The organism is Longispora fulva, assembly GCF_015751905.1.
Lineage (GTDB): Bacteria > Actinomycetota > Actinomycetes > Mycobacteriales > Micromonosporaceae > Longispora > Longispora fulva.
In genome coordinates this window covers 6,243,960-6,270,549 of record NZ_JADOUF010000001.1, presented here as the reverse complement: position 1 = coordinate 6,270,549, position 26,590 = coordinate 6,243,960, and the positions used below count along the sequence as shown (strand labels likewise).

Below are 26,590 nucleotides of genomic sequence, written 5' to 3'. Positions count from 1 at the left end.
GAACGGGTGTCGATACGCCGGGTGCTCGCAGTGGTCGTGGTTCTCGTCCTCGGCGGGTGCTCGGCGTCCCCGGGCACCCGGTGGAGCGCGCCAGCGCCCACTGTGGTCGCCTCGGCGGCCTCGCCGTGGACCCCGCGCGAGTTCACGGTGCTCGGAGCCGGTGACGTCCTGCTGCACGACGGCCTGTGGAACACGGCCAAACAGGACGCCGGCGGCACCGGGTACGACTTCGGTCCGATCTTCGCGTCGGTGAAGCCGGCCGTGTCGGCGGCGGACCTGGCCATCTGCCACATGGAGACGCCGCTCGGCGAGCCGGACGGGCCGTTCTCGAACTACCCGCTGTTCAACGTGCCGCCGCAGGTCGCGGTGACTCTCAAGGACATCGGCTACGACTCCTGCTCCACGGCGTCCAACCACACCCTGGACGTCGGGGAGCGGGGCGTCTACCGGACCCTGGACACGCTGGACGCCGCCGGGCTCCGGCACGCCGGCAGCTACCGCAGCCAGGCCGAACACGACATTCCCACGCTGTTGTACGCGCGGGGCGTCCGGGTCGCGCACCTGTCGTACACCTTCTCCTTCAACGGACTGGTCCGCCCCGAGGGCAAGGAGTGGATCGCCAACGCCCTCGACGTGCGCGCGGTGCTCGACGAGGCGCGCCGGGCGCGGGAGGCCGGCGCGGAGGTGGTGATCGTCAGCGTGCACTGGGGCACGGAGTACCAGCACGAGGCGGACGACTTCCAGCTGCGGATCGCCCGCGACCTGCTGGGCTCCCCGGACGTGGACCTGATCCTCGGCGCGCACGTGCACGTCGTGCAGCCCTTCGAGAAGATCGGCGACAAGTGGGTCGCGTACGGCATGGGCAACCAGGTCGCCTGGCAGAACCAGGCGCTGGACACCCGGGACGGGGTGATGCCCCGGTTCACGTTCACCGAGTCGGCCCCCGGGGTGTGGAAGGTGTCGAAGGCCGAGGCGCTGCCCACCTGGATGCACCTCGACGGCGGCCCGGGCCGGCTCGAGTACTGCCCGGGGTCGACCGGCGAGGCGTGCGCGGCCTCGGCCCGGCGGACGATGGGCACGGTCCGCTCGATGGGGGCTACCGTCCAGTAACAAACGGGTCTACCCTGCGGGCATGACGATTGTCTATGAGCGGCGCGGGAGCGGCAGCCCGTTGGTACTGCTGCATGGCATCGGTCACCGGTGGCAGGCCTGGGAGCCGGTGCTCGACCGGCTGGCGGAGGCGCATGACGTCATCGCCGTGGACCTGCCCGGCTTCGGCAGCTCGCCCCGGTTGGCGACCTACGGCATGCCCCAGATCGTGACGGCGCTGACGGACTTCTTCGCCGAACTGGGCGTGACCCGGCCGCACGTCGCCGGCAACTCCCTCGGCGGGGCGCTGGCCCTGGAGTTGGCGGCCGGCGACCACGTCGCCAGCGCCACGGCGCTCGCCCCGGCCGGCTTCTGGACCACGCCGGAGAAGGGCTACGCGCTGAGCGTCCTGCTCACCCACCGCGCGCTCGGTTTCCTGCCGAGGCCCCTGGTCACCCCCTTTCTGAAGACCCCCAAGCTGCGCCGGATCAGCTGCGGCATGCTCTACGGCCGCCCGGAGCAGCTCGACCCGGACGTGCCCTACGACGACCTGCGCGGCCTGCGCGGCGGCCGGGGCTTCAACCCGGTGGCCTGGGCGAGCCGCGGCTACCGCTACACCGGGCAGCCGACGGCACCCGTGACGGTGGCGTGGGGCACGAAGGACCGGATCCTGTTGCCCCGGCAGGCGGAGCGGGCCGAGGCGCTGCTGCCCCGGGCGCGCCATGTCCGGCTGCCGGGCTGCGGCCATCTGCCGATGCACGACGACCCGGCCCTGGTGACCCAGGTGATCCTGGAGACCACCGCCGCCTGAGCCATCCGGCAATCCGGGCGGTTTCGGACGCGATCACCGAGAGTGGCACCAGCGGCGAAGTCCGGTCTCGCATCACGCGGCCGGCTCCCGGCGCCCATCCGGGCCCGGCCCGAACGTGATCGCCGACAGTGGGACCGGTCGCGTGGCCAGGCCTGCCGTCCGGCCCGGCACGCGGAGCGCCGGCTGGTCCGGTCAGTTCCGGGACGGGCGCCGGGTGGTGCGGCGGAGCACGGCCCGCCGCCGGAGCCCCGGCCCCGGCCGCCGACGCAACCGCCGAGCCGGGATCCCCGCCACCATCGCCCGGTGCAGCAGCCCCGCGAGCGGGTAGTCCGGGTCGTCTTCCCGCGCCCGGTCCAGCGCCAGGCTCGCCAGCGCGCCCTGCCCGTCCAGATACGCCGTGTACGCCAGGAGGGTCGCGACCGGGGCGACGAGCCCGGGCTGGGCCCGGCGGGTCAGGTCCGTCCACAACGGCAGGTGCTGGTCGTCCGGCCGGTGCTCGACGAGGTGCGCCGCCGCGTCCCGGACGGGCACGAGCAGCAGCAACGCGCACAGCCACGCCGCCTCGTCATCGGTGAGCGTGCCGCCGGTGTAGTGCCGGCTCAGCGCGGCCTCGACGAACGCCGGCCCCTCGGCCACCAGCGCGGCCTGGCCGCCGGGCCCCTCCAGCGCCGTGACGAACCGGGTCTCCGCGCGGTCCGTCGCCTCCTCCATCGCCACCCGGGGCGGGCCGGACACCGGAGCGATCATCCGGGCGAACGCCGCCCGGTCCGGCAGCGCGACCTTGCCGGCGAGCGTGGCCTCGGCGGCGATCAGGGTGCTGCCCGGGTCGAACGCGTTGCCGTCGGGCGGACAGCACTCGGGGCTCTCGCACGTGTACGAGAAGAACCGGTCACCGGTCACCCGCAGCGCGTCGATCAGCGGGATGCTCCGGCCGGTCAGCGCGCGCCGGGCGGCGTCGACCAGGGGCGTGACCTGGCCCGGCGGCCCGTAGCCGATCACCACGGCCGCGTCGACCCGCTGGTCGTGCAGGACCTCCGCGAGGTGCAGGGCTGCTGTGTCCGGCTCGTCGGCGCACTCGGCGAGGTCGACCCGGACGGCGAAGTGCAGCTTCCTGGCCCGGACCCCGACGACCACGAGACTGTCGGAGGGATGGAAACCGAGCACGTACGGCACGGCGGCCAGCAGCTCGGCGGGTTGGTTGACCCGGAAATTCGGCATGCCGGCAGCCTAGCCAAAAACGAACTATGTCCTATTAATCCCTGTGGATAACCTCGGTGCCTCGCCCGACCGGGACCGGGTTATCCACAGATCCGGTGGGCCCCGGCGTACACGTTCATGGTCTCGCCGCGCAGGAAGCCGACCAGGGTCAGGCCGAGCTCCGTCGCCAGGTCGACGGCGAGGGTGCTCGGGGCGGACACCGCCGCCAACATCGGCACCCCGGCCAGCGCGGCCTTCTGGGTCAGCTCGAAGCTGGCCCGGCCGCTGACCATCAGGATGTGCCCGCGCAACGGGACCAGCGAGGAACGCACGGCCCAGCCGAGCACCTTGTCGACGGCGTTGTGCCGGCCGACGTCCTCCCGGACGCACACCAGCTCGCCGTCTGCCGTGAACAGCCCGGCGGCGTGCAGGCCTCCCGTGCGGGCGAAGGCCTTCTGGCGCTCGCGGAGGGCGTCGGGGAAGCCGTACACGATGCTGGGTCTGATCGTCATGGGGTCGGTGTCGACCGGGAACGCCGAGGTGACCCTGACCGCGTCGATGCTGGCCTTTCCGCAGGTCCCGCACGAGCTGGACGTGTAGAAGTGCCGGGTCGGGTCGGTCACCGGGGGCGGCAGGTCGGGACGGAGCTGGATCTCCAGCACGTTGAGGTTCGTGTCCGTGCAGTGCTTGGCGAGCAGGACGTCGCCGGCCTCGGTGATCACGCCCTCGGTGAGCAGGAAGCCGTGCGCGAGGTCCACGTCGTCGCCGGGGGTGCGCATCGTGACGGCCAGCGGGGAGCCGTTGACCCGCAGCTCCAGGGGCTCCTCGACACTCAGGGTGTCCGGCCGTCGGCTCGCCGCGTCGCCGTCGAAGCGGACCACCGGCCGCCGATCTGTCACCCTGCCCATATGGGAACCCTATACGCAGCGATCATTCTGGCCGGTGGGTCGGCCCGGCGGCTGGGCGGACAGGACAAACCGGCCATCACGGTCGGCGGGATCCCGCTCGTGGACCGGGTCCGGGCGGCCTGTGCCCACGCCGCGCGGGTGGTCGTGGTGGGGCCGGAGCGGCAGGGCGGGCCGGTGGCGGCGCTGGCGGCGGGGCTCCGGCTGCTGGATGCTGACGGATCGGCCGCGCCACAGCCCCAGGCCGCTGCCCAGGCCGCCCGCCAGGACCCCGGTCACACCGCCGCCGCCCAGGCCGGCACCCACCCGGAAGGCTCGGGCCCCGGCGTCGGGGCGGTCGCGCTGCTCGCCGCCGACCTGCCACTCCTGACCACCGGGGCCCTGGACGCGCTCGCCGGAGCCCTCCCGGATCACGACGGCGCGCTGTACATCGACGGCCAGGGCCGACACCAGCTCCTCTGCGGCATGTGGTGGATCGAAGTGCTCCGCGAACGTCTGGCCGGCGTCGACCCGGACGGCATGCCACTCCGCCGACTGGTCGCCGGCCTGCGGATCGCGGAGCTGGCCGACCCGGCCGAGCCGTGGTTCGACTGCGACACCCCGGAGCAGCTCGCGGAGGCGGAGCGTCGGTTGCGGGCCTAGATCTTTTTTGGGTACGGCGACACCTGCCCCGGTTTCCACCGGTCGTCCCGGCACTAGGCGGCGCGGTCCGCCACCGGTCCGACCGCCGCGCCGAGATCCGCCAGAACCTCGGTGTTCAACTGGTACGCGACCAGCGTCTCCGCCACGATCCGCCCCCGCTCCTCCCCGGACCAGGGCGCGGTGTCGAGCGCCTCGCGGTAGCGCGTCTTGAACTCCTGCAGGTCGCCCAGCTCGGGGAAGTCGTAGAAGGCGACCCCGTTGTCGGTGAGCCCGTAGATCCGGGCGACGGACCGGCGGATGAACTGGCCGCCGGACAGGTCGCCGAGGTAGCGGGTGTAGTGGTGGGCCACGAACCCGCCCGGCCAGTCGAAACAGACCTCACGGAGCCGGGCGCAGTACCGGACGGTCGCCGGGTTCGGGGCGATCCGCTCGGCCCAGGTGGCCCCGTAGAGGTACGTCAGGTCGGCCTCCAGCGCGGGCACCCGGTCCAGCTCGGGGATAGCGAAGGCTGCCCCGACCGGGTCGGTCCGCATCGCCCGGGCGGCCTCCTCGAGCACGAGGTAGGCGAAGTAGTGCTGGGCGACCATGTCCCCGTACTGCCCCAGGGTCAGCTGCCCGCGCATCAACGCGTCGAGGTACGCGGTGCTCTCGGCGTTCTGGTGCTCGGACCAGGTGGCGGCGCGCAGGTCTGCGGAGAACATGGGACTCCTTGCAGGTGAGGGTGCCCTAAGTCTCTGGGCGGCAGCCGTCGCCTGTCAAGGGTTTCCCGACCCCTTGTAGGAAAAATTCCGACGGAGTGTCGGAAACTCAGAGCCCCAACAGCTCCCGCGCCTCGTGGTACATCCGCGTCACCTCGACCCGGATCTCGGCCCGCTCGGTCAGGGCCCGCGACCACGGCACCCGCACGGCCACCAGCACCGGCTCGGTCACCTCGAAGTCGATCCCGTCCCCGTCGAGCCCCGTCATCCGGGCGACCAGCGCATCGGGCACCCCACCGAGCGCCCGGCAGATCACCACCGAGTCCGCCGAGTGGTCGTCGTTCATGTGCCGGCCCACGGCGGCCACCACGTCAGGGCTGAACGGATTCGTCACGGTCCTTCTCCAGTCGTAGCCCGGGATGGTCGGCGGGGAGCGAGCGACGCAGCACCCACCAGCTCACTGCGAGACACGCGGCGACCAGCGGCCAGGTCAGCACGATCTGCGCGACGGTCAACGCCCCGGTCTGACCTGCCAGCCAGAGCGGGATGAACACGACGAGCCGGAAGAGGTACTGGCCGACCCAGACCCAGCTCGCCCGCGAGTAAGCCCGCAGCAGTGCGGGATCCCGCCGCCACCGGGTCTTCTGGCCCAGCACCGCCCCGACGATCACGCCGAGGAAGGGCCAGCGCACCACGATGCTGATCGCCCAGCCCAACAGGCTGACCAGGTTGGTCAGGATCCGGGGCAGGAAGAAGTCCTCCGCGTCGCCGGTACGCAGCGCGATCAGGGCCGACACGCACACGGCCAGCGCGCCGATCAGGACGGCCCGGGGTTTCGCGCCCCGCAACAGCCGCCACGCGCCGATCAGCACGGACACCGCCAGCGCAGCGCCCGCGCCGACGGCGATCGACTTGTCGGCCAGGAACCAGCCGATCCCGAAGGCGACCGGCGGCATCGTGGCGTCGATCGCCGCCGTCCGGCCCCCGAGCAGGGTGGCGAGGCTTTCGGGTTGCCGGTTGGTGCTCACCACTCAGCCCTTCCCAGATCGCCCAAAAGGCCAGGCTAGCCTAAGCCGATGGCCCCGGGCTAGGAGCATGCGCCGGCTCCAGACGCACCACGACGGCCTTGGAGGTCGGGGTGTTCGAGCCCACGGCGACCGAATCGAGCGGGACCAGCACGTTCGCCTCCGGGAAGTACGTCGCGACGCAGCCGCGGGCCGTCGGGTACGCCACGGCCCGGAACCCCTCCGCCCGCCGCTCCCCGTCCGGCCACTCGCTGACGATGTCCACCATGGAGCCGTCGGCCAGTCCGTGTTCGGCCAGGTCCTCGGCGTGCGCGAACACCACCCGGCGCCCGGCCGTGATGCCCCGGTAACGGTCGTCGAGCCCGTAGATCGTCGTGTTGTACTGGTCGTGACTCCGCAACGTCTGCATCAGCAGCCGCCCCTCGGGCACCTCGATCGAGGTCAGCGGGCTGACCGTGAACCGGGCCCGGCCGTCCGGAGTGTCGAACGACCGCGAGTCGCGCGGCGGGTGCGGCAGGGTGAACCCGGCCCCGCCGAGCCGGTTCTCGAAGTCCGCGAAGCCGGGGACCACCCGGGCGATCCGGGCCCGGACGGCCGCGTAGTCGTGCTCGAAGGACTCCCACGGGATCGTGTCGTCCAGGGTCGCGGCCCCGAGCCGGCTGACGATCGCCACCTCGGACAGCAGCGTCGGCGCGGCGGGCGGCAACGAGCCCCGGGACGCGTGCACGCAGCTCATCGAGTCCTCGACGGTGACGAACCCGGCCGGGTCCGCCTCGGTGCGCCCGAGGCAGGGCAGGATCAGCGCGGTCTTCCCGGTGACCGTGTGCGACCGGTTGAGTTTCGTGGAGATCTGCACGGTCAGCTCGCACGTGCGCAGCGCCGCCTCGGTGGCCACGGTATCCGGGGTGGCAGCCGCGAAGTTGCCGCCCATGCCCACGAACACCTTCACCTGACCGTCGCGCATCGCCCGGATGGTCTCGACGGTGTCGTGGCCGGTCTCCGCCGGTACCCGGAAACCGAACTCCTTCCCGAGCGCCGGACCCCAGGCGGGCACCCGCTCCCACACGCCCATCGTCCGGTCGCCCTGCACGTTCGAGTGGCCCCGGACCGGACACAGCCCCGCCCCCGGCTTGCCGATCATGCCGCGCAGCAGCTGGACGTTGACGACCTCCTGGATCGTGGCGACGGCGTCCCGGTGCTGGGTGAGGCCCATCGCCCAGCACACGATCGTCGCGTCGCTGGCGGCGAACATGGCCGCCGTCTCCTCGATCTCGGCCCGGGTCAGCCCGGTGGCCTCCTCGGTGACCGCCCAGTCGACCTCTGCCACATTGGCCGCGTAGCTGTCGAAGCCCGTGGTGTGGGCCGCGATGAACTCCCGGTCGGCGTGCGGCAGCAGCAGCGTGCCGAGCGCCTGGAACAGCGCGAGGTCCCCACCCACCCGGATCTGCAGGTACTGGTCCGCCAGCGTCGTCGCCGACCCCACCACCCCGGACACCTTCTGCGGGTTCTTGAACGCCAGCAGCCCGGCCTCCGGCAGCGGGTTCACCGCGATGATCCGCGCGCCGTTTCGCTTGGCGGTCTCCAGCGCGGTGAGCATCCGGGGATGGTTCGTGCCCGGGTTCTGCCCGACGACGACGATCAGCGAGGACCGGTGGATGTCGTCCAGGGTCACCGAGCCCTTGCCGATCCCGATGGTCGCGTTCAGCGCCGTACCGGAGGACTCGTGGCACATGTTCGAGCAGTCGGGCAGGTTGTTCGTCCCGAAGGCGCGCGCGAACAGCTGGTAGAGGAACGCCGCCTCGTTGCTGGTCCGGCCCGAGGTGTAGAAGGCGGCAGCGTCCGGGGTGTCCAGGCCGCGCAGGGTCGAGGCGGTCAACGCGAACGCGTCCGGCCAGGAGATCGGCCGGTAGTGGGTGTCGCCGGGACGCAGCACCATCGGGTGGGTCAGCCGGCCCTGCTGGCCGAGCCAGTAGTCGGAGCGTCCGTCCAGCTCGGCCACGGGGTGCTCGGCGAAGAACTCGGGCGTCACCCTGCGCAGGGTGGCCTCCTCGGCGACAGCCTTCGCGCCGTTCTCGCAGAACTCGAACGGCGTGCGGTGCCCGGCAGATTCCGGCCACGCGCACCCGGGGCAGTCGAAACCGGACTTCTGGTTGACCTTGAGCAGGGTCAGCGCCGTGCGCCGGACCCCCATCTCGCCGACCGCGGCCCTCATGCTCGCGACCACGGCGGGTATCCCCGCGGCTACCCGTTTCGGCGTGCCGACTCGCAGGTCACGATCGCCGACATCGTCACGGGGAGCTTTCTTGGCCATGACCCCGAGACTAGTCGTTATGGTTGGGCCCATGCTCTACGACGACGTCGACACCGTGGACCTCAAGGCCAAGGTCACCGCAGCGTGGCAGGACTTCACCAGGGCACTGGCCCGGGCGCTGCCGACCCTGCCGGCTGACGTGCGCCTCGACCTCACCCTGGACCCGACAGCTTCCGGCACCGGCGAGGCGATCTACGACATCAACGTCGTCATCGGCTCCGACAAGCAGATGACCGGCTACGCGGTCGGAAACGCCAACCTCCCCGACGGGTACCGGCTGGACCGCACCGCCGTCGGCCACATGATCGAGCTGGGCTGGTCGCCGCCGGGCGTCATCGACGGCTCCGACGGCAACTTCGGCCTGCACGCTGCGGCCACCGAGGGCCCACAGCTCGCGGCCCTGCTCAGCCGCACCATGCGCGACGTGTACGGCGCGCCGCACCCGGCGTTCCTCACGTACACCGTCCGCCCGCTGAACGAGGCCATCGAGGCCGCCCCGGCCGGCCCGTCGACCCTGGCCACGGCCCGGCCCACGCCGACGGTGCCTGAGGTGGAGTCCGCCGGCCAGGACGCCGTGCTGTCCCAGGCGATGGAGGTGGCCTCCGCGCTGCCGCTGGCCGACAAGGTGCGCACGGTCGTCGCGGCCCTGCTCAAGACGGAGCCCGACAAGCTGGAGATCGACGAGGAGGGCGAGATCGGGGTGCGCGCCGGCTCTGCCATGGTCTTCGTCAAGGTGCACGAGAACCCGGCCGTCGTGGACGTGTACTCGCCGGTGCTCACCGAGGTCTCCCCGGACGCGAAGCTCTACGAGCGCCTCGCCCAGCTGACCCGCCGGATGCCCATCGGCCGGTTGTACTGCACGGACAACACCGTCTGGGCCTCCGTCCCGGTGTTCGGCCGCGACTTCCAGCCCACGCACCTCATGCTGGCCGTGCAGGTGATGATGGGCCTGGCCGACGAGCTGGACGACCGGCTGCACGGCGAGTTCGGCGGGAAGCGGTTCTTCGGCGAGGGCGACGTGCCGCACAAGCCGGCGAGTGGCGAGGAGCGCACGGGGATGTACCTCTAGCCGGGCCCGCGTGGCCGTCGCCCGGCGGCCAGCCGCCGGGCCCGGCCCCTCGTCCGGCCCGGCCGCCCGGCCTGGCTCAGACCGAATCCACCAGCCGGGTCAGCACGATCATCGACCGCGAGGACGTGACGAACGGCTCGCCCCGCAGCCGTTCCAACACCTGCTCCAGGTGCGCGATGTCCGCGGCCCGGATGTGCACGAGCGCGTCCGCCTCGCCGGAGACCGTGTAGGCCTCGACCACCTCCGGATGCCGGCGCACCGCCTCGGCGAGCTGCGCCGGCGTGGTCCGCCCGGTGCAGAACAGCTCCACGAACGACTCGGTGGTCCAGCCCAGCGCCGCCGGGTCGACGATCGCCGTGAACCCCTTGATGACCCCGGTGGCCCGCAGCCGGTCGACCCGGCGCTTCACCGCCGGCGCGGACAGGGCGACGAGCGCGCCGACCTCCGAGTACGACTGCCGCGCGTCCTCGCTGAGTGCCCGTACGATCCGGCGGTCGATGTCGTCCATGACGCCACCGTAGTCGACTGCAACCTTCGCTCCGGGTCGGACGTGTTGCTGCCGTCACGAGGACCTGACCGGGGAGAACACGAACGATGATGGTGCGAGCCGCACCGCCCACCTCGGTGGGCGGCAACGACTTCGAGGCGCTGTACGCGGCGCACTTCCACAGCCTGACCGTCCAGTTGTACGCGTACGCCGGGGACATGGGCCAGGCGCAGGAACTCGTCCAGGAGGCCTTCTGTCGGGCGTTCAGCCGGTGGAAGCAGATCTCCGCGTACGAGGACCCGGTCGCCTGGGTCCGCAAGGTCGCCTGGAACCTGGCCACCAGCCGCTGGCGGAAAGCCCGCACGGCGGCGAACTTCCTCCGCAAGCACCGTGAGCAGCACGTCTCCGCGCCCAGCCCCGACCGGGTGGCCCTGGCCGCCGCGCTGGCCAAGCTGCCGGAGAAGCAGCGCGGCGCGGTCGTCCTGCACTACCTGGCCGACATGCCGATCACGGAGATCGCCGTCGTGCTCGGCGCCGCCGAGGGCACGGTCAAGTCCTGGCTGCACCGGGGCCGTACCGCCCTGGCCGCCCACCTCACAGAGCAGGAGAACTAGATGACCGACTTCGACCAGGAGGCCAGGCTGCACGGCGCGTTCGCCGCGTTCCGGGCGGAGAGCATGGACGACGTCGCCCCGGCCGGTACGGACGCGGTCCGCGCCACCGTGCGCCACCAGCGCAAGGTGCGCAACATCGCCCTCGGGGTGCTGGCGCTGACAGTGATGGCCGCGCCCGTGGCGGCGTACGCGACCCTGACCGGCGACCCGCACGGTCCACCGCCGGCCATCCCGGGCGGCACGGCTTCGGCCACCCCGACCGAGTCCCCGAGCCTGAGCCCGTCCCCGACCCCTTCCCCGAGCGCCAGCAAGGCCGCAGGGGTTCAGCTGACCAAGGCGGATCTGGACAACGCCACGCTCGACATCCAGGCGTGGAATCCCGCCGGCAACTGGGCGAAGTACTGCGCTACCGGCCCGGTCACGTTCACCGCCGGCTACAACGGACCGGTCGGCTTCTCGAGCGCGCAGAGCGCGGGGCTCAGGCTGGTCACCGACCGGCTCGCCTACACCGACGTCGACCACGACGGCTCGACCGAGACCCTGGTCACGGTCTTCTGTGGCCAGCAGGGGGGTGACCTTGAGGTGATCGCGGTGCACAAGAACCCCGACGGCGCCATCGAAACGGTCGGGCTGGTGGTCGCGACCGCCGCGTCCACAACACAGGTCGGGTTGACCGATGACCGGGTCGCGGCCGTCCGCGGGATCGAGGCCACGCCGGAGGGTGCGGTCCGGGTCGAGGTGGCCGACGCCGCCGGCTGCTGCGGGTTCAACGAGGAGACTCCGCAGCGGCAGTGGCGAACGTACACCTGGAAGGACGGTGCGTTCCGGCAGACGGGCGGGCCCACCCGGTTCCCGCTGAACCCGCACTTCACCGATCTCGCGATCGAGTCCGCGAGCACCACGCCCGACGGCACCCTCACCGTCAAGGTGCACAACAAGGGTCCGGTGGCCGCGCCGTTCTTCGTCTACCTGAGCGGGATGGACATCGTGTCGGCGACGGGATGTGTGCGGGAGACGAACGTGCAGCCGGCGGAGTGCTCCGCGACGTCGTTGGCGTCGGGCGCGACGGTCACCCTGGTCCTCAAGGTCACGGGGACGACGACCGCCGCCGAGGCGGAGGTAGGGATCAACGTCGGCAAGGGTGGCGCCAATGGCTCGATCTGGCGGGACACCAACTTCACCAACAACACGGTGAAGGTCACCCCGCCGAAGAGCTGACGTAAAGAAGGGACGCCGCACCGCCTTCCACGGGGGAAGAAGGCGGTGCGGCGTCTCTGTACCCCAGCTTACGGACGACATGGACTGTTGTCGAGTACCGCCCGTCATTCGTACCCGATATGGGTTATTGCTAGTTTTAGACACATCGCATGCCATCGATATTGAGAAGTATTCACATTCATCCTCCCGGGCATTACCGTGCGGTAACACGCACGTTTCGAGAGGAGTTCGTCGATGCGCCTCAAGCCCCGCCTGGCTGCGATCGCAGTCGGCTTTCTGACGGCAGCGGCCCTCGCCGCCCCCGGTCAGGCCGCAGTGGACACCCGCCCGGACATCCAGCCCCTCCCGGCGAATCTCGAGGCGCAGCGCGCCACCGAGGCCTCCGCCCTCTACGGCAACCCGGCCATCAAGCCCATCGACTCGCGCAAGACCGGCGTGATCACGATGGGCGACAGCGAGATCTCGGGTGAGGGAGTCGGCAACTACGAGCCCGGCACCCACCAGGACGGCAACTGGTGCGACCGGTCCGTGGACCAGGCCGTCTGGCGGCTGACCATCCCGGTCGACGTGCGCTACAACGTGGCCTGCTCTGGCGGCCAGCCCTCCGACCTGGTCTACGGCGGCACCCACCAGTGGCAGGAACTCAACCAGGGCGACAACCTCGCCATCAAGGCCCGCAACACGAAGATCAAGCTGGTCTGGGTGGTCGTCGGTGCCAACGGCTCGGGCAACATCGAGTTCGGCCCCGTCGCCACCGACTGCGCCAAGAAGCGGATCTTCTTCCAGGGCGTGTGCTGGCCGACGTACACCGACGCGTGGAACGCCCGGGCCGAGCACACCCGCCAGGAGGTCGAGATGGCGGTCAACAGCATCAAGACCACCATGACGAACGCCGGCTACCTGGCCAGTGACTACAAGCTCTCCCTGATGGGGTACCCGTCCCCGATCAGCCCCGACGTCGAGGACAACCCCAACTTCCCCGGCTGGTACGCCGGCGGTTGCACCATCTACCTCGCCGACGCGGCGTTCGGCCGGAACAAGGCCGTGCCGATCTTCGAGTCCGCCGAGCGCAAGGCCGCTCAGAACACCGGCGTCATGTACCTCGACGCCAGCCGGCTCTTCCACGGCCACGAGGTGTGCACCGAGGCTCCCTGGGCCCGGGGCATCTACATCGAGAACGGCAACATCTTCGACGAGAACGCCGCCCGCCAGTCCGCGCACCCGAACTACAGCGGGCACGGCGCGTTCGCCGAGTGCATGAGCGCCTTCTACAACTCCGGCCTGCAGACGGCGACCTGTGTGGACCCGGGCAACACCAACCACGGCACGATCTACCCGGGCCTGTTCGAGTTCCGGCAGCTCGTCGCCAACGGCCAGTGCCTCGACGCCGAGGCCTACAACTCGCGCTACGCCACCCAACTGCTGTCCTGGCCCTGCCACGGCGGCCGCAACCAGGGCTTCTGGTACGACACCGCCACCAGGGCCCTGCACATCGAACTCAACCAGGACCGGTGCGTCGACGCCTCCGGCGGCACCCTCGCCGTCGGCACCAAGCTCATCCTGTGGGACTGCCACCTCGGAACCAACCAGCAGTGGACCATCGACGCCAACGGCATCCACCCGGCCAGCCGGTCGGACCTGTGCGCGGCGTTCGACGGCACCGCCAACGGCTCATGGGCCCGCCTCGCGACCTGCAACGGCACCCAGAAGTGGTCGCTGGAGTCCCGCAACTTCCCGACCCCGGCCGGCTACAACCACAGCGACTTCATCGGTTCCCGGGTCTACTAAACCAAGATCAGACGGTTACGGCGACACCTGCCCCGGGTTCCAGCGGCACCTCCCCGCTGGAGGCCGGGGCAGCCTCGCTAGAAGCGAATCGTGAAGCGCGCGCCACCCTCGGGGGCGTGCCCCGCCTCGATCTTCGCGCCCATCCGCCCGATCAGCCGGGCCGCCAGCGCCAACCCGAGCCCCGACCCCACCGGCCGCACATCCCGGTACTTCTCGTGCAGCACCCCCTGGTGGAACGCCACCGCCAGGTCCTCGTCCGCGAGCCCCGGCCCGCCGTCGCGCACCTCCACGACGTCGTACCGGGCGGCAAGGACGAGCGGCGCGCCCGTCGGCAGGGCCCGCACGGCGTTGGACACCAGGATGTCCACGACCTGCCGCAACCGCCCCGGGTCTGTACTCACCAGAACCGGCTCCGACGGCAGCTCCACCCGCAGGTCCAGCCCGGCCTCCACGCATCGGGGCCGCCACGCCTCCGCCGTCGCCTGGACCAGCGAGCCCAGCTCGACGGCCACCAGCTCCACCGGGAAGTCGGCCGCCTCCAGCCGGGCCAGGGACAGCAGGTCGGACACCAGCCGGTCGAGCCGGTCGGCCTCCGCGAGGATCGTGCGCCCGGCCCCGAAGGTGCCGTCGTCGGAGATCACGCCGTCGGAGAGCGCTTCCGCGTACCCCCGGATGGTGGTCAGCGGGGTGCGCAGCTCGTGCGAGACCGACATCAGGAAGTCGCGTTGTCGGCCCTCGCTGGTGGCCAGCGCCGCCGCGAGATCGTTGAGCGCCCGGGCCAGGTCGGCGACCTCGTCGGGCGGCTCGACGGGCAGCCGCACGCCCCGGTCGCCGGCCGACATCCGCCGGGCGGCGGAAGCGGCGTCCCGGATCGGTTTCGCCTGCCGGCGGGCCAGCATGAAGCCTGCGACCAGGCCGGCGAGCAGCCCGGCGCCGAGCGCGAGCCACAGCCGGCCCCACACGGCGTTCGATGTGCTGGTGACGGCCGGCTCCATCAGGATGATCGCGTCGCCCGGCGTGCTCAGCGGCCGGCCGTCGGCGATCACCCGGCGGCCCTGGAACACGACCGTCTCGCAGTCGACGATCTTGCCGATGCTGACGTCGCTGATCACGTCCAGCGGCAGGCCCGGCCGGTCGGGCTTGCCGTCGAGGATCAGCACGATGTCGATCCGGCTCGCCCGCAGCCGGCGGACGATGTTCTGCTGTTGCAGCTGTCCCGGCGCGGTGCCGAGCATGGCCGTGGCGATCTCGGTCTTGGACTCCAGCTTGCCCCGGGCCTCACTCTGCGCGGCCCGCAGGCCGAGCGGGAGCGCCACCAGTGCCGTGACCACCACGGCGATGATGGCGACCGTGCAGGTGACGAGCATCGCCCGCGCGGTCAGTCCGGAACTGCGGAGTGTCACGACTCGGCGCTCTCCGCGCCACCCTCGACCGAGTAACCCACCCCCCGGACCGTGCGGATCGGGCTCGCGTCACCGAGCTTTCCGCGGACCTGGGCGACGTGCACGTCGACGGTGCGGGTGCCGGCCAGCGCCGCGTACCCCCAGACGGAGGCCAACAGCTCCTCCCGGCTGAACACCCGGCCGGGCCGGCTCATCAGCCGGGCCAGTAACTCGAACTCGGTGGGGGTCAGCGCGATCTCGACGCCGGCCGAGTAGACCCGGCGCTGTTCGTTGTCGAGCCGGACCCCGCCGACCTGGCGGATCTTGTCGGCGCTCGGCGGGCCCTCGGTGCGGCGCAGCACGGTGCGGATCCGCGCGACCAGCTCCCGGGGGCTGAACGGCTTCGTGATGTAGTCGTCGCCGCCCAGTTCGAGCCCGACGACGCGGTCGACCTCGTCGTCGCGCGCGGTGAGGAACAGGACGGGGGTCCAGTCGCCCTCCTCGCGCAGTCGACGGCAGATCTCCAGGCCGTCGATGCCGGGCAGGCCGATGTCGAGCACGATGGCGATCGGGCGCATCCGGCGGGCCGCGGCCAGGGCGGCCTCCCCGTCGTACTCGGTGTGGACGCCGAATCCCTCCCGGGTCAGGTACAACCGCACCAGGTCAGCGATCGGTCGCTCGTCGTCTACGACGAGCACGAGTCCTTTTCCAGGCGTGTCGGTACCCATTGGCACATCGTGCCTGATCAGAAGCCAGATCCTGTAACGCCACTGTGCGAGTCGGGTTAAACCGTAATTGGCACCGGAGCGAAAAGCCCGCTGAACTGGGCATTCACCCGCCAGAGCTGGCGGGAGCGACCGCGGTTGATGAAGAACCTGTGCCGCGTGTCGCCCGTCGTGACGGCGAACTCGACCGCCGAACCCCGCTCGTTGGTCCGCCAGACCACGTCGTCGAGGTCCGACAGCGGGGCGTCCAGGTGCACCTGGACCCGGCCGGTCAGCCGGGACTGCCGGGTGACGACGAGCCGCTGGCGGGTCAGGAGCAGCAGGTACTCCCGGGTCAGGGACACCTCGGGCCGCTGGCACCCGGTGACGAGGAAAACCGTGTCGTCGTGGTCGATGCAGCGCCGGAAGGCAGGCATGTGCATGGTGAGGACGATGCTGCGGATGCCGGACTCGGCTGCCGCGGGGAGCACCGTACGGGAGAATTGATCCACGTGGTGGTCAACGGCCCAGCTCAGCAGGGGTGACGGTACCGAACGGGGGCGTCGCGAGGAATTTCCGGCCCGCTGGCGGCTATGGTGACTCCGGGATGGCTAATATTACTCGCGGGTAATAAGTCGCGCGGAGGGTGAGCAGCACATGGGAGTCACGCAGATCGTGGCCACGATCCTCGCGGTCCTGGTGACCGTGGTGGCAATTGCTCTGTTTGCCCGTTCTGTCGGGTCGATGGTGAAGATCATAAAACTCGGGCAGCCCGACCCGACCCGGTCGAAGCCCTTCGCGCAGCGGCTCGCCAACATGCTGAAGGAGACCCTCGGGCACACCCGGATGCTGAAGTGGACGACCGTCGGCATCGCGCACTGGTTCGTCTTCATCGGCTTCGGCACCCTGGCGCTCACCCTGGCCGAGGCGTTCGGCGAGGTGGTACAGCCGAAGTTCGAGCTGCCGCTGATCGGCGGCTGGGCGCCCTACGGGCTGTTCATCGAGTTCATCGCGACGGCGCTCCTCATCAGCATCGTGACCCTGATCGTGATCCGCCAGGTGCACCGCCGTCGGCCGCAGTCGCGGTTCCGGGGCTCGGCGATGGGCCAGGCTTACTACGTCGAGTTCACCATCACCGCGATCGGCGTCTGCATCTTCCTGATCCGGGGCTTCAAGCACGCGGCCGGCCACTTCGACTACCCGGTGTGGGCCACCCCGATCTCGCACGGCATCGGCAACCTGCTGCCCGCCAAGGGCGCCCTGACGGTCGTCACGATCGTCGCCCTGATCAAGATCGTTGTCTCCTGGGTGTTCTTCATCGTGATCTCGCAGAAGCTCACGATGGGCGTGGCCTGGCACCGGTTCGCGGCGTTCTTCAACATCTTCTTCAAGCGGGAGGCCGACGGGCGCACCGCGCTCGGCGCGCTCAAGCCCGTCATGTCCGACGGCAAGGCGCTGGACTTCGAGGAGGCCGACCCGGACAAGGACCTGTTCGGCGTCTCCAAGATCGAGGAGTTCAGCTGGAAGGGCCTGCTCGACTTCAGCACCTGCACCGAGTGCGGGCGCTGCCAGTCGCAGTGTCCGGCGTGGAACACCGGTAAGCCGCTGTCCCCGAAACTGCTGATCACCTCGCTGCGCGACCACGCGTACGCCAAGGCGCCCTACCTGCTCGCCGGCAGCCCCGACGACCACTCGAAGATCGACGCCCTCGGGCTGGCCGCCTCGCTCAAGGAGGCCGGCCGTCCGCTCGTCGGCACCGAGGAGGAGGGCGGCATCATCGACCCCGACGTGCTGTGGTCGTGCACCACGTGCGGCGCGTGCGTCGAGCAGTGCCCCGTCGACATCGAGCACGTGGACCACATCGTGGACATGCGCCGCTACCAGGTGATGATCGAGTCGAGCTTCCCCAGCGAGGCCGGCGTCATGCTGAAGAACCTGGAGAGCAAGGGCAACCCGTGGGGCGCGAACCCCAACTCCCGGGAGGACTGGACCAAGGGCCTCGACTTCGAGGTGCCCCGGGTCGACGGCGAGACCGAGTTCGAGTACCTGTTCTGGGTCGGTTGCGCCGGCGCCCTGGAGGACAAGGCCAAGAAGACCACCCGGGCCGTCGCGACCCTGCTGCACGAGGCCGGCGTGTCCTACGCGATCCTCGGCAACGGCGAGGGCTGCACCGGTGACCCGGCGCGCCGGATCGGCAACGAGTTCCTGTTCCAGATGCTCGCCCAGCAGAACGTCGAGACGCTGAACGAGGCCGGGGTCAAGAAGATCGTCGCGACCTGCCCGCACTGCTTCAACACGATCGGCAACGAGTACCCGGAGTTCGGCGGCCGGTTCGAGGTCGTGCACCACACCGAGCTGCTCAGCCACCTCGTCTCCACCGGCAAGCTCAAGCCGGTGGTGCCGATCGAGGGCGGCCTGACCTACCACGACCCGTGCTACCTGGGCCGGCACAACAAGGTCTACTCGCCGCCGCGCGAGGTCCTCGGTGCGGCGCTCGGGGCCGGCGAGCTGACCGAGATGCCGCGCAACACCGAGCGGTCCTTCTGCTGCGGGGCCGGCGGCGCGCGGATGTACATGGAAGAGACGATCGGCAAGCGGATCAACATCGAACGGGTCGAGGAGGCCCTGACCACCGGGGCGCAGACCATCGCCGTCGGTTGCCCGTTCTGCTTCACTATGCTCGGCGACGGCGTGACCGGAAAGAAGGCCTCCGGCGACGCCGCCGAGACGGTGGAGGTCGTGGACGTGGCAACGGTGCTGCTCAGGTCGATCAGGACGTCATGATCCCCCAGTATCTGAAGCGTCCCAAGTACGCCGTCTTCCTGGGCGTCTTCCTCGTGCTCGTCGCGGCGATCCTGTTGACGCCGCGCAAGCACGACACCTGGAAGCCGGCCGCCGACTGCGTCAAGCCGTCCCTGACGACGCTCGGCGACCAGATCGCCAAGGGCACTAAGGTGTACTGGGCCGCCACCGGCCCCGAGGGTCGCTACGCCGTGACCGTCGGGGCGGCCGAGCTGGCCGTCGACGCGAACCAGAAGATCAGCGTCACGAAGACGGACTCGGACGTCCCGCCGATCGCCGGGCTCACCGACCTCGTCGGCTGTCTGAAGTCCGGCTCGGTGGACGCCGTGCTACCGGTCGGCGAGCACACGCTGCGGTTGTTCCGGATCGAAAGCCAGACGGCCACCGAGGTCGCACGCAAGGACTTCAAGGTCACGGGTTGAGGCTCCCGGTAGGATCATCCTCCGAGGGGTGATTATTCAGTGGGCGATCTACTGCCGTTAGTCGCTTTTGTGCTGCTCACGGTTGGAAGTGCGTTCTTCGTTGCCGCAGAGTTCTCGCTCGTGACGGTCGACCGGGGCCTCATCGAGCAGCAGGCCGCCGCCGGCGACCGCAAGTCGAAGACCGTGCAGAAGGCGCTGCGGAACCTCTCGTTCCAGTTGTCGGGCGCGCAGCTCGGGATCACGATCACCGCGCTGCTCAGCGGGTATCTCGCCAAGCCGGCCATCGCCCACCTGATCCACCCGGTGATCAGCAACGACGGGGTCGCCACCGGCGTCGCCCTGGGCATCGCGACCCTGTTCTCGATGCTGTTCGGCGAGCTGGTCCCGAAGAACGCCGCGCTGGCCAAGCCGATGCCGATCGCCCGGGCCACCGCCGCCGGCCAGCGGCAGTTCTCGCGGGTCTTCGGCTGGCTGATCCGGATCCTGAACGGCTCGGCGAACTTCCTGGTCCGCCGGCTCGGCATCGAACCCCAGGAGGAGCTGGCCAGCGCCCGCTCACCCGAGGAGCTGGGTCTGCTGGTGGCCATGTCGGCCAAAGCCGGCGCGATGGACTCGGAGACGGCGGCGTTGCTCCGCCGGACGATCCGGTTCGGGGACAAGCGGGCAGCCGAGGCGATGACCCCCCGGGTCGACGTCGTGGCCCTGGCCGCAGACGCCACGGTCGCCGACATGATCAACCGGGTCCGGGAGACGGGCAGAAGCAGATTCCCGGTGTACGTGGACACCCTCGACCAGGTCGTCGGTGTCGCCACCATCGCCGACGCCCTGGCGATCGACCCGGCACACCGCGCCTTCGTCCGGGTCCGCAACGTCGCCCGCGAGCCGGTCTTCGTCCCCGAGTCCCTCGACCTCGACGCCGTCCTCGACGAGCTGCGGCGCGGCGACTCCGACCTCGCGATCGTCGTCGACGAGTACGGCGGCACCGACGGCGTCGTCACCATCGAGGACCTGGTCGAGGAGCTGGTCGGCGAGATCGTCGACGAGCACGACCGGCGCGAGCTGGCCGCCCCGGTGGTCTCCGAGACCGTCTCCGGCGTGCTCCGCGAGGACGAGGTCCAGGAGCAGACCGGTTTCACCCTCCCCGACGGCCCGTACGAGACGCTGGCCGGCTTCCTCCTCGCCCAACTCGGCCACCTCCCCCAGGTCGGCGAGCGCGTCGAGTACGAGGGCTGGGAGTTCACGGTCACCGAGATGGACAAGCACCGCATCGAACAGGTCAAGGTGCACCCACCGGCCTCCGAGGACGAGGACGGCGAGGAAGCGTGAACCTCCTGCTGACCGTGATCCTGCTGGTGGGCAACGCGTTCTTCGTCGCTGCGGAGTTCGCGCTGATCGCCTCGCGGAGCACGATGCTCGAACCGATGGCGGAGAAGTCCCGGGTGGCCAGGTGGGCGCTGTCGGCCATGCGGCAGCTCCCGCTGATGATCGCCGGCGCGCAGCTGGGCGTGACGATCTGCTCGCTCGGCCTGGGCGCCGTCGCCGAGCCGGCCCTGGCCCATCTGCTGGAGTCGCCGTTCGACGCGGTGGGGCTGCCGGACAACGCCGTACACCCGACGGCTTTCGTTCTGGCTCTGGTCGTCGTGGTCTTCCTGCACACGATCCTCGGCGAGATGGTGCCGAAGAACATCACGCTCGCCGGCCCCGAGCAGGCCGTGATGTGGCTCGGCCCGCCGATGCTGGTGTTCTGCCTGGCTCTCAAGCCGCTGCTGGTGGCGCTGAAGTGGGCGGCGCGTCAGGTGCTGCGGATCTGGCGGATCGAGGCCGCCGACGCCGTGAAGACCATCTACACCGCCGAGGAGCTCGCGGGCCTCGTCGCCGAGTCGCGGACCGAGGGCCTGCTCGACGCCGAGGAGCATGCCAGGATCACCGGCGCGCTCGCGCTGCACCAGCGCACCGCCGCCGACGCGATGCGGACCTGGTCACAGGTGGTCTCCGTCGAGCCGTCGATCACGGCGGCCGAGCTGGAGCCGCTGGCCACCAGGACCCGCCGGTCCCGGTTCCCGGTGGTGGACGATGCCGGCGAGGTGCTCGGGTTCGTGCACGTCAAGGACGTGCTGGGAGTGTCCAGCCCGCCGATGCTGCGCCCGCTGCCCCTGGTCGCCCCGGGCGTCACGCTCGCGGAGCTGCTCCTGCAGATGCGCCGCGAGCACCGGCACATCGTGCTCGTCGCCGACGGTGGCCGGCCGCTGGGCATAGTGACGCTGGACGACGTCCTGAACGCCGTGGTCGGCACCCACCCCACGATCTCCGCGTAGCGGATCGCTGACATCATGTTGACGTCACGATGCCACCGTGCGTACCGTTCCCCGCATGGGCATCACTGATCTCGAACGCGCACCGGCGGCGGAGGCGCTGCAGCGAGCCTGCGGCGAAGGCCGGATCAGTCTCGAGGAGTTCAGCGTCCGGGTGGGCGCGGTGTGGGCTGCCGACGAGCACGAGGAGCTGGTCAAGGCGCTCGACGGTGTGGTGGCCATGCGCCAGCCCATCGTCGGGGAGTCCCGCTCGGTCGCCGAGACCAACATCCGCACCATCATGGGCGAGAACCACAGGTCCGGCCGGTGGAACCTCTCGCGGTACCTGAAGATCTTCGTCCTGATGGGCGACATGAAGCTCGACCTGTGCGAGGTGGCGCTGAGCCAGGAGGCGCTGTCCGACGGGGTCGTGGACATCAAGGGCACCTGTGTGATGGGCGAGCTGACCATCACGGTGCCCGAGGGCGTCGACGTCGAGCTGTACGGCTCGGTCATCATGGGCGAGCGCAGCCTCAAGCTGGCCCCGGTGCCGAAGCTGCCCGGCACGCCGACCATCCGGATCCACCTGACCGTGGTCATGGGCGACGTGAAGGTGCGCAGCGCCGGCCTGGAGAAGAAGGGCGTTCTGCCCCGATGGGCCCGAGAGCTCCTCGGCAGATAAGTCAACCCCCGCTCCGACTTTCGTCGGTAGTTGTCACGCAAAGGAATTTGGGGGTTACCTGGAGTCGCCGGCTCTGGCACTCTCTAGGAGATTCCGTTCCGAACCCCGCGGAGGTCACGATGGGCAAGCACAGCTACATCGGTCCGGGAGGCGACGCGTTCGCCGACTCCGACAGCTCGGCATACGGCCCCGAGTACGAAGACCTGAACACGAAGCCGGGCAGGCACGCCTTACGCGAGTCCGTGTCGGCCGGTGCGTCGCAGTCCTCCGCGAAGAAGCGCAAGAAGTAATCGCCCGGCCGGTCACAGCGGATTCCCCCCAAGGCGCTGCGACCTGCGATGCGACCCGGGCCTGACGAGGCCGCCGGTCCGACGGGTAAAGGCCCCGACCAACTGGTCGGGGCCTTTCACGTGGAGCGGGTGACGGGAATCGAACCCGCGCCGTCTGCTTGGGAAGCAGAAACTCTGCCATTGAGCTACACCCGCCAGCGGAGCTACTGTACCCGATCCGCCACTCTTCCGCTTTCCTGGGCCCGCCACGACCGGTACTCCGGAGGCCAACCGCCCCGGCTCCGGTACGTCGCCAGCATCGCCACCTCCACCGTGAACTCGAAGAGCTTCCAGTTGCCGTGCGGCGCGGCGTCGTACGTGGACGCCAGCCGACGCATCAGCGGCACGTCGAGCACCGGAGTGGCCACGCCGGTCAGATACGCCTCGTCGTCGACCTCCTCGGACGGGTAGGAGTGCAGGGCGTAGCGGCCGTCGCGCTCGAGGTCGCGGCGTTTCGGGGAGTCGACCAGGAAGCAGTAGAGCCCTTCGTCGGTGATGACGGGGGAGACCGGGTGCAGGCGGGGGCCGCCGTCGGGGCGGACGGTGGCGAGGTAGGCCATTCCTGGCCCGTACTGGTGCAGCAGGGCGGCGATCGAGGCGGCGAGCGCGGGATCGGACGCGGAGAACTGGGACCACGTGGTCATGGGCACATTCTATCGAACATGTGTTCTACGCGCACAGCGACACCCTGCTCGCGCCCGTGCCGCCGGCCACTCGTGCCAATGGGTGGATGCCGGCGGCACGGCCGGCCCGACTACCCTCGACCTCATGCTGCTCTCCGACCGCGACCTGGTGTCCGAGCTCAAGTCCGGCCGCATGGGCCTGGAGCCGTTCGAGCCGGCCCTCGTCCAGCCGTCCAGCATCGACGTGCGCCTGGACCGGATGTTCCGGGTGTTCAACAACCACAAGTACACCCATATCGACCCGGCGATCCAGCAGGACGAGCTGACCGAGCTGGTCGAGGTGGAGGACGGCAAGCCGTTCGTGCTGCACCCGGGGGAGTTCGTCCTCGGCAGCACCCTGGAGGCCGTCACACTGCCCGACGACCTGGCCGGGCGGCTGGAGGGCAAGTCGAGCCTCGGCCGGCTGGGGCTGCTCACCCACTCCACGGCCGGGTTCATCGACCCGGGCTTCTCCGGGCACGTCACGCTGGAGCTGTCCAACGTGGCCAACCTGCCGATCAAGCTGTGGCCGGGGATGAAGATCGGCCAGCTGTGCATCTTCAAGCTGTCCAGCCCGTCGGAGCACCCGTACGGCTCGGAGATCTACGGCTCGCGCTACCAGGGCCAGCGCGGCCCGACCCCGAGCCGGTCGTGGAAGAACTGGCGCACCTGGTCGACGAGCTGACCGGCTAGTCCGCCACCGACACGAACGCCGCGGCCAGTTCCCCGGAGAACTGGTCGTTGTTCGCGCTGGTCCCCTTGCCGCCCAGCCGGAGCGGCTCGTCGTTCGTGACGCTCAGGTGCTCCGGCACGTCGATCCGGCCGGTGACCGCGCCGTCCACCGAGATGGTCAGCTCCCCGCCGTCCCGCTCGCACAGCACGTCGTGCCAGCGGCTGTCCGCGACGCCGACCCGGGAGTAGACGAGCCAGATCGGACCCGATCCGACGAGTACGCAACTCGGGTGGCCCTCGAAGCCGTCCACCTGCAGCTTGTACTGGCTGCCTTCCAGGGAGTACCCCTTCTGCAGGACGTTGGAACCCTCGGTCGTCTCGTCGGGCGACATCCGCAACGTCGCGCCGAACCTGATTCGACGCGCTCCGGGGTTGAGGTCCTCGGCCACGGTCCCGCCCTCCAGGATCGCGTGCGGGCACGAGCCGGTGCACGGCGCGGGGAACCGCAGCCGGGGCCGGTCGCCGTCGCGGAGCAGCGTGATCGCACCGCCCCTGGCGGTGTGCGTCGACAGGTCGTGGCCGTGCCCGCTGGCGTCCTTGAGGGTCAGCCCGTCACCGTCGGTGTCGGCGGTGGCCACATTGATCCGGTACTCCGCGATCGGCACCCAGGAATCCCCCTCGGCCACGGCGGAACCCGAGCTCAGGGCGACGAGCAGCAGGCCGGCAGCGGCCGCGAGGTGTCTGAAGTGCACGTAGCAAATTGTGCACCAAATACGACTAAGGGTAGTAATCACTGGGCCGATCAGCCGACCCCACCCCCGGCCCGACCAGCTATTTAACCGGACAAGGTTACCAAATTGGGGTCCGTCCAGTTGAGCTACTGGTGACTGTGTGTCTACGGTCGCCAGGTCCTGTCGTCTAGGGAAGGTTCACCTCTTGACCGGCCACCAAGCCGTAAAAGAAGACCCAGCTCCTAAGAACCCGCTCTTCCAGTCGCGCCGGTTGCAGATCATCACCGGCACGGCGGTCCTGGGAATCCTGGTCGGCGTCGGCTTCGCCACCGTCCAGTTGACATCCTCCCCGGCCACCACGAACGCCTCCTCGTCCCGCGAGATCGCCGAGCGCGCCGACCGCGCCCAGCGGCCGAGCGAGTCGGCCTCGCCTTCGCCGTCCCCCTCGGCCTCCCCGTCGGCCAGCCCCTCGCCCTCCGCCAGTCCGACCCCGAAGCCGGTGGCGCCGAAGACCACGAAGGCCGTTCCGCCGGCGGGCGTGACGAGCTCCGGCAGCTGCGCCATGTCGTACTACGGCGACGGCGACGGTTTCGACGGCGGCACCACGGCCAACGGCGAGAAGTTCGACCCGAACGCGATGACCGCGGCCCACCGGTCGCTGCCGTTCAACACGAAGGTCCGGATCACCAATCCGGCCAACGGCAAGTCGGTCATCGTGCGGATCACCGACCGGGGTCCGTACTCCGGAGATCGGTGCATTGACCTCTCCGCCGGGGCATTCGGAGCGATCGCACCGAAGTCCCAGGGTGTACTGAAATCAGCCAAGTGGGAAATATTGGGCTGAACGTCCGGCGGGTCTGACCAGAAAGCTCTTCTGGTGCCCGCTTCAGCGAGGCATGCTGAGACCACGTTCCTCGCCGCGGAGAGGCTATGTCACTGCAGCAGACCCGTCGCACACCCAGACCGGAGGCACGCGCCGGTCTGGGTGCGGCATTTGTGCTGCTTGCCTTGATCATCATCATCGAGATCGCCGACGGCCCGAGGCCGGACTATCTCGGCCTGCTCTCCCTGCCGCCGCTCCTCGCCGCGGCGTTCGCCGGCTGGCGCTCCGTCCTGATCACCGGGGCGGCCTGCGTCGGGGTCGGCGTCGCCTTCGCCGTCGCGCCGACGCCGGACCAGTGGCACGCCGCGGTCATGATCCAGCTGTTCGCGGTGTGCCTGAGCACCGGGATCGGGATCGGGGTCGCCCGGTTCCGCGGCCGGCAGCTCGAACAGCTCGCGACGCTGACCCACCTGGCCTCGGTCGCCCAGCAGGCGATCCTGCGCCCGATCGGCCCCCAGTCCGGCAACCTGGCGATCTCCGGCCGGTACGTCTCCGCGAGCGCCGAGGCCGACATCGGCGGCGACCTGTACGAGGCCCTCGACACCCCGTACGGCACCCGGCTGCTGATCGGCGACGTCCGGGGCAAGGGCCTGGAGGCCGTCCGACTGGCCAGCGGCGTGCTCGGCTCCTACCGCCACGTCGCGTACGAGCGCTCCGACCTGCGCGCCATCGTCTCCGACCTGGACCGCGCCGTCTCCCGTTCCGTCGGCTACGAGGACTTCGTCACCGCCGCCGTCATCGAGGAGCGCGGCGGCACCCTGACGGTGGTCAACTGCGGCCACCCGCCGCCGCTGCTGCTCCGCCGGGGCCAGGTCATCTCACTGGACCCGCCGGCCCCCGCGCCGCCGCTGGGCTTCATGCCGGCCCCGCCGCCCCGGGTCGAGCGGCTGGAGCCGGGCGACCGGCTGCTGCTGTACACCGACGGCCTGACCGAGGCGCGCCGGGCCGGGGAGTTCTTCCCGATCCAGGAGCGCGCGTGGGGCCTGCTCGGGCACGGCACGGTCGCCGACGGGCTGGCCTCGCTGGAGACGGCGCTGCTCGACTGGGTGCACGGGGTGCTGGACGACGACATCGCGATGGTGCTGCTGGAGTACACGGCGACCCGGCCGCCGGTGGAGCCCGCGACGCCGAGCTGGGCGGTCGGGGAGAACTAGGCGTCACGCGCGAGAGCGTGCG

29 protein-coding genes and 1 tRNA gene are annotated in these 26,590 nt (G+C 70.4%); 16 read left to right on the top strand and 14 right to left on the bottom strand.

All coding sequences use genetic code 11. The features are described from left to right. Window positions 1-6: 6 nt before the first annotated feature. Together IW245_RS28465 and IW245_RS28460 are read left to right on the top strand one after the other, a co-directional pair. Entirely contained in the window at window positions 7-1,110 is a 1,104-nt protein-coding gene (locus IW245_RS28465) for a CapA family protein (RefSeq protein ID WP_233472888.1), read from the top strand. Window positions 1,111-1,132: 22 nt separating this feature from the next. Further along, window positions 1,133-1,900 carry an alpha/beta fold hydrolase gene (locus IW245_RS28460; RefSeq protein WP_197006220.1) on the top strand — a complete coding sequence of 256 codons (768 nt, stop codon included), beginning with the start codon at window positions 1,133-1,135 and terminating at the stop codon, window positions 1,898-1,900. 192 nt (window positions 1,901-2,092) lie between these two features. On the opposite strand, the gene IW245_RS28455 is transcribed toward IW245_RS28460, so the two are convergent. Both IW245_RS28455 and fdhD read right to left on the bottom strand, forming a co-directional pair. After that, window positions 2,093-3,118 carry a DUF4192 domain-containing protein gene (locus tag IW245_RS28455; RefSeq protein WP_197006219.1) on the bottom strand — a complete coding sequence of 342 codons (1,026 nt, stop codon included), beginning with the start codon at window positions 3,116-3,118 and terminating at the stop codon, window positions 2,093-2,095. A gap of 80 nt (window positions 3,119-3,198) precedes the next feature. Further along, window positions 3,199-4,005: a formate dehydrogenase accessory sulfurtransferase FdhD gene (fdhD, locus tag IW245_RS28450; RefSeq protein WP_197006218.1), complete on the bottom strand. Its 807-nt coding sequence runs from the start codon at window positions 4,003-4,005 to the stop codon at window positions 3,199-3,201. Between fdhD and mobA the strand changes: the two genes are divergently transcribed. Then, entirely contained in the window at window positions 4,006-4,644 is a 639-nt protein-coding gene (mobA, locus tag IW245_RS28445) for a molybdenum cofactor guanylyltransferase (protein ID WP_197006217.1), read from the top strand. A gap of 53 nt (window positions 4,645-4,697) precedes the next feature. Here mobA and IW245_RS28440 read toward each other — a convergent pair whose 3' ends face one another. The 4 genes from IW245_RS28440 to IW245_RS28425 all read right to left on the bottom strand — a co-directional run bounded on the left by IW245_RS28440 (window position 4,698) and on the right by IW245_RS28425 (window position 8,678). Next, window positions 4,698-5,345: a biliverdin-producing heme oxygenase gene (locus IW245_RS28440; RefSeq protein WP_197006216.1), complete on the bottom strand. Its 648-nt coding sequence runs from the start codon at window positions 5,343-5,345 to the stop codon at window positions 4,698-4,700. 106 nt (window positions 5,346-5,451) lie between these two features. Further along, window positions 5,452-5,736 (bottom strand): DUF2470 domain-containing protein, encoded by a 285-nt coding sequence (locus IW245_RS28435; protein WP_197006215.1) that lies wholly within the window; start codon window positions 5,734-5,736, stop codon window positions 5,452-5,454. Beyond that, entirely contained in the window at window positions 5,714-6,370 is a 657-nt protein-coding gene (locus IW245_RS28430) for a DUF3159 domain-containing protein (protein ID WP_233472890.1), read from the bottom strand. The genes IW245_RS28435 and IW245_RS28430 overlap by 23 nt, the downstream gene beginning before the upstream one ends. A 40-nt stretch (window positions 6,371-6,410) precedes the next feature. Next, window positions 6,411-8,678 (bottom strand): FdhF/YdeP family oxidoreductase, encoded by a 2,268-nt coding sequence (locus IW245_RS28425; RefSeq protein WP_197006214.1) that lies wholly within the window; start codon window positions 8,676-8,678, stop codon window positions 6,411-6,413. Between the two features lie 31 nt (window positions 8,679-8,709). Here IW245_RS28425 and IW245_RS28420 point away from each other — a divergent pair, with 31 nt between their 5' ends. Further along, window positions 8,710-9,747 (top strand): T3SS (YopN, CesT) and YbjN peptide-binding chaperone 1, encoded by a 1,038-nt coding sequence (locus tag IW245_RS28420; RefSeq protein WP_197006213.1) that lies wholly within the window; start codon window positions 8,710-8,712, stop codon window positions 9,745-9,747. Between the two features lie 76 nt (window positions 9,748-9,823). Here the strand turns inward: IW245_RS28420 and IW245_RS28415 are convergent, their stop codons facing one another. Then, window positions 9,824-10,255 (bottom strand): Lrp/AsnC family transcriptional regulator, encoded by a 432-nt coding sequence (locus IW245_RS28415; RefSeq protein ID WP_197006212.1) that lies wholly within the window; start codon window positions 10,253-10,255, stop codon window positions 9,824-9,826. An 86-nt stretch (window positions 10,256-10,341) separates the two neighbouring features. Here IW245_RS28415 and IW245_RS28410 point away from each other — a divergent pair, with 86 nt between their 5' ends. The 3 genes from IW245_RS28410 to IW245_RS28400 all read left to right on the top strand — a co-directional run bounded on the left by IW245_RS28410 (window position 10,342) and on the right by IW245_RS28400 (window position 13,854). Further along, complete coding sequence (locus IW245_RS28410) at window positions 10,342-10,848, top strand: SigE family RNA polymerase sigma factor (RefSeq protein ID WP_197006211.1); 507 nt, start codon at window positions 10,342-10,344, stop codon at window positions 10,846-10,848. Further along, window positions 10,849-12,066, top strand: a complete 1,218-nt coding sequence (locus tag IW245_RS28405; protein WP_197006210.1) for a hypothetical protein — start codon at window positions 10,849-10,851, stop codon at window positions 12,064-12,066. Between the two features lie 234 nt (window positions 12,067-12,300). After that, window positions 12,301-13,854: a ricin-type beta-trefoil lectin domain protein gene (locus IW245_RS28400; RefSeq protein WP_197006209.1), complete on the top strand. Its 1,554-nt coding sequence runs from the start codon at window positions 12,301-12,303 to the stop codon at window positions 13,852-13,854. A gap of 77 nt (window positions 13,855-13,931) precedes the next feature. Here the strand turns inward: IW245_RS28400 and IW245_RS28395 are convergent, their stop codons facing one another. From IW245_RS28395 to IW245_RS28385, 3 genes are read right to left on the bottom strand one after another with little or no spacing between them, the layout of a single operon-like run. Continuing rightward, the gene (locus tag IW245_RS28395) at window positions 13,932-15,257 is read right to left on the bottom strand and encodes a sensor histidine kinase (RefSeq protein WP_233472892.1); all 1,326 of its coding nucleotides are present in this window, start codon (window positions 15,255-15,257) and stop codon (window positions 13,932-13,934) included. Next, window positions 15,254-15,964, bottom strand: a complete 711-nt coding sequence (locus IW245_RS28390) for a response regulator transcription factor (protein ID WP_197006208.1) — start codon at window positions 15,962-15,964, stop codon at window positions 15,254-15,256. The genes IW245_RS28395 and IW245_RS28390 overlap by 4 nt, the downstream gene beginning before the upstream one ends. 56 nt (window positions 15,965-16,020) lie before the next feature. Continuing rightward, entirely contained in the window at window positions 16,021-16,431 is a 411-nt protein-coding gene (locus IW245_RS28385; RefSeq protein ID WP_233472893.1) for a hypothetical protein, read from the bottom strand. A 166-nt stretch (window positions 16,432-16,597) separates the two neighbouring features. Here IW245_RS28385 and IW245_RS28380 point away from each other — a divergent pair, with 166 nt between their 5' ends. The 6 genes from IW245_RS28380 (at window position 16,598) to IW245_RS28355 (ending at window position 22,427) form a co-directional block, all read left to right on the top strand. Further along, on the top strand, window positions 16,598-18,724 hold the full coding sequence (locus IW245_RS28380) for a (Fe-S)-binding protein (protein WP_197006206.1): 2,127 nt from the start codon (window positions 16,598-16,600) through the stop codon (window positions 18,722-18,724). Next, complete coding sequence (locus IW245_RS28375) at window positions 18,721-19,164, top strand: hypothetical protein (protein WP_197006205.1); 444 nt, start codon at window positions 18,721-18,723, stop codon at window positions 19,162-19,164. Before IW245_RS28380 ends, IW245_RS28375 begins: the two co-directional genes overlap by 4 nt. Window positions 19,165-19,215: 51 nt before the next feature. After that, the gene (locus IW245_RS28370) at window positions 19,216-20,490 is read left to right on the top strand and encodes a hemolysin family protein (protein ID WP_197008721.1); all 1,275 of its coding nucleotides are present in this window, start codon (window positions 19,216-19,218) and stop codon (window positions 20,488-20,490) included. After that, window positions 20,487-21,479, top strand: coding sequence for a hemolysin family protein (locus IW245_RS28365; RefSeq protein WP_197006204.1), 993 nt, complete (start codon window positions 20,487-20,489; stop codon window positions 21,477-21,479). The genes IW245_RS28370 and IW245_RS28365 overlap by 4 nt, the downstream gene beginning before the upstream one ends. 55 nt (window positions 21,480-21,534) lie before the next feature. Continuing rightward, window positions 21,535-22,137, top strand: a complete 603-nt coding sequence (locus IW245_RS28360; RefSeq protein ID WP_197006203.1) for a DUF1707 SHOCT-like domain-containing protein — start codon at window positions 21,535-21,537, stop codon at window positions 22,135-22,137. 119 nt (window positions 22,138-22,256) lie between these two features. Further along, window positions 22,257-22,427, top strand: coding sequence for a hypothetical protein (locus IW245_RS28355; RefSeq protein WP_197006202.1), 171 nt, complete (start codon window positions 22,257-22,259; stop codon window positions 22,425-22,427). A 121-nt stretch (window positions 22,428-22,548) separates the two neighbouring features. On the opposite strand, the gene IW245_RS28350 is transcribed toward IW245_RS28355, so the two are convergent. Together IW245_RS28350 and IW245_RS28345 are read right to left on the bottom strand one after the other, a co-directional pair. Continuing rightward, window positions 22,549-22,622: transfer RNA gene (locus IW245_RS28350), tRNA-Gly, on the bottom strand. 8 nt (window positions 22,623-22,630) lie between these two features. After that, entirely contained in the window at window positions 22,631-23,110 is a 480-nt protein-coding gene (locus IW245_RS28345; protein ID WP_197006201.1) for a pyridoxamine 5'-phosphate oxidase family protein, read from the bottom strand. Window positions 23,111-23,234: 124 nt separating this feature from the next. Between IW245_RS28345 and dcd the strand changes: the two genes are divergently transcribed. Beyond that, window positions 23,235-23,813: a dCTP deaminase gene (dcd, locus tag IW245_RS28340; RefSeq protein WP_197006200.1), complete on the top strand. Its 579-nt coding sequence runs from the start codon at window positions 23,235-23,237 to the stop codon at window positions 23,811-23,813. A 4-nt stretch (window positions 23,814-23,817) separates the two neighbouring features. Here the strand turns inward: dcd and IW245_RS28335 are convergent, their stop codons facing one another. Together IW245_RS28335 and IW245_RS42405 are read right to left on the bottom strand one after the other, a co-directional pair. Then, window positions 23,818-24,552, bottom strand: coding sequence for a laminin G domain-containing protein (locus tag IW245_RS28335; RefSeq protein ID WP_233472895.1), 735 nt, complete (start codon window positions 24,550-24,552; stop codon window positions 23,818-23,820). Between the two features lie 177 nt (window positions 24,553-24,729). Further along, entirely contained in the window at window positions 24,730-25,095 is a 366-nt protein-coding gene (locus IW245_RS42405; RefSeq protein WP_231398961.1) for a hypothetical protein, read from the bottom strand. On the opposite strand from IW245_RS42405, the gene IW245_RS42400 reads away from it, so the two are divergent. Further along, entirely contained in the window at window positions 25,094-25,375 is a 282-nt protein-coding gene (locus tag IW245_RS42400) for a septal ring lytic transglycosylase RlpA family protein (RefSeq protein WP_231398959.1), read from the top strand. The genes IW245_RS42405 and IW245_RS42400 overlap by 2 nt on opposite strands. Window positions 25,376-25,461: 86 nt before the next feature. Continuing rightward, a complete protein-coding gene (locus IW245_RS28325; RefSeq protein ID WP_197006198.1) occupies window positions 25,462-26,568 on the top strand; it encodes a PP2C family protein-serine/threonine phosphatase in 1,107 nt (368 codons plus the stop codon). Window positions 26,569-26,590: the final 22 nt, after the last annotated feature.

What these genes read in the sequence shown, in the direction of transcription:
- IW245_RS28410 (WP_197006211.1), top strand. Translation starts at nt 10,342, where the DNA reads ATGATGGTGCGAGCCGCACCGCCCACCTCGGTGGGCGGCAACGACTTC.
- IW245_RS28400 (WP_197006209.1), top strand. Translation starts at nt 12,301, where the DNA reads ATGCGCCTCAAGCCCCGCCTGGCTGCGATCGCAGTCGGCTTTCTGACG.
- IW245_RS28355 (WP_197006202.1), top strand. Translation starts at nt 22,257, where the DNA reads ATGGGCAAGCACAGCTACATCGGTCCGGGAGGCGACGCGTTCGCCGAC.
- IW245_RS42400 (WP_231398959.1), top strand. Translation starts at nt 25,094, where the DNA reads ATGTCGTACTACGGCGACGGCGACGGTTTCGACGGCGGCACCACGGCC.
- IW245_RS28325 (WP_197006198.1), top strand. Translation starts at nt 25,462, where the DNA reads ATGTCACTGCAGCAGACCCGTCGCACACCCAGACCGGAGGCACGCGCC.
- IW245_RS28425 (WP_197006214.1), bottom strand. Translation starts at nt 8,678, where the DNA reads ATGGCCAAGAAAGCTCCCCGTGACGATGTCGGCGATCGTGACCTGCGA.
- IW245_RS28390 (WP_197006208.1), bottom strand. Translation starts at nt 15,964, where the DNA reads ATGGGTACCGACACGCCTGGAAAAGGACTCGTGCTCGTCGTAGACGAC.
- IW245_RS28345 (WP_197006201.1), bottom strand. Translation starts at nt 23,110, where the DNA reads ATGACCACGTGGTCCCAGTTCTCCGCGTCCGATCCCGCGCTCGCCGCC.
- IW245_RS28380 (WP_197006206.1), top strand. Translation starts at nt 16,598, where the DNA reads ATGGGAGTCACGCAGATCGTGGCCACGATCCTCGCGGTCCTGGTGACC.
- fdhD (WP_197006218.1), bottom strand. Translation starts at nt 4,005, where the DNA reads ATGGGCAGGGTGACAGATCGGCGGCCGGTGGTCCGCTTCGACGGCGAC.
- mobA (WP_197006217.1), top strand. Translation starts at nt 4,006, where the DNA reads ATGGGAACCCTATACGCAGCGATCATTCTGGCCGGTGGGTCGGCCCGG.
- IW245_RS28440 (WP_197006216.1), bottom strand. Translation starts at nt 5,345, where the DNA reads ATGTTCTCCGCAGACCTGCGCGCCGCCACCTGGTCCGAGCACCAGAAC.
- IW245_RS28405 (WP_197006210.1), top strand. Translation starts at nt 10,849, where the DNA reads ATGACCGACTTCGACCAGGAGGCCAGGCTGCACGGCGCGTTCGCCGCG.
- dcd (WP_197006200.1), top strand. Translation starts at nt 23,235, where the DNA reads ATGCTGCTCTCCGACCGCGACCTGGTGTCCGAGCTCAAGTCCGGCCGC.
- IW245_RS28360 (WP_197006203.1), top strand. Translation starts at nt 21,535, where the DNA reads ATGGGCATCACTGATCTCGAACGCGCACCGGCGGCGGAGGCGCTGCAG.
- IW245_RS42405 (WP_231398961.1), bottom strand. Translation starts at nt 25,095, where the DNA reads ATGGCGCAGCTGCCGGAGCTCGTCACGCCCGCCGGCGGAACGGCCTTC.
- IW245_RS28420 (WP_197006213.1), top strand. Translation starts at nt 8,710, where the DNA reads ATGCTCTACGACGACGTCGACACCGTGGACCTCAAGGCCAAGGTCACC.
- IW245_RS28460 (WP_197006220.1), top strand. Translation starts at nt 1,133, where the DNA reads ATGACGATTGTCTATGAGCGGCGCGGGAGCGGCAGCCCGTTGGTACTG.
- IW245_RS28415 (WP_197006212.1), bottom strand. Translation starts at nt 10,255, where the DNA reads ATGGACGACATCGACCGCCGGATCGTACGGGCACTCAGCGAGGACGCG.
- IW245_RS28375 (WP_197006205.1), top strand. Translation starts at nt 18,721, where the DNA reads ATGATCCCCCAGTATCTGAAGCGTCCCAAGTACGCCGTCTTCCTGGGC.
- IW245_RS28455 (WP_197006219.1), bottom strand. Translation starts at nt 3,118, where the DNA reads ATGCCGAATTTCCGGGTCAACCAACCCGCCGAGCTGCTGGCCGCCGTG.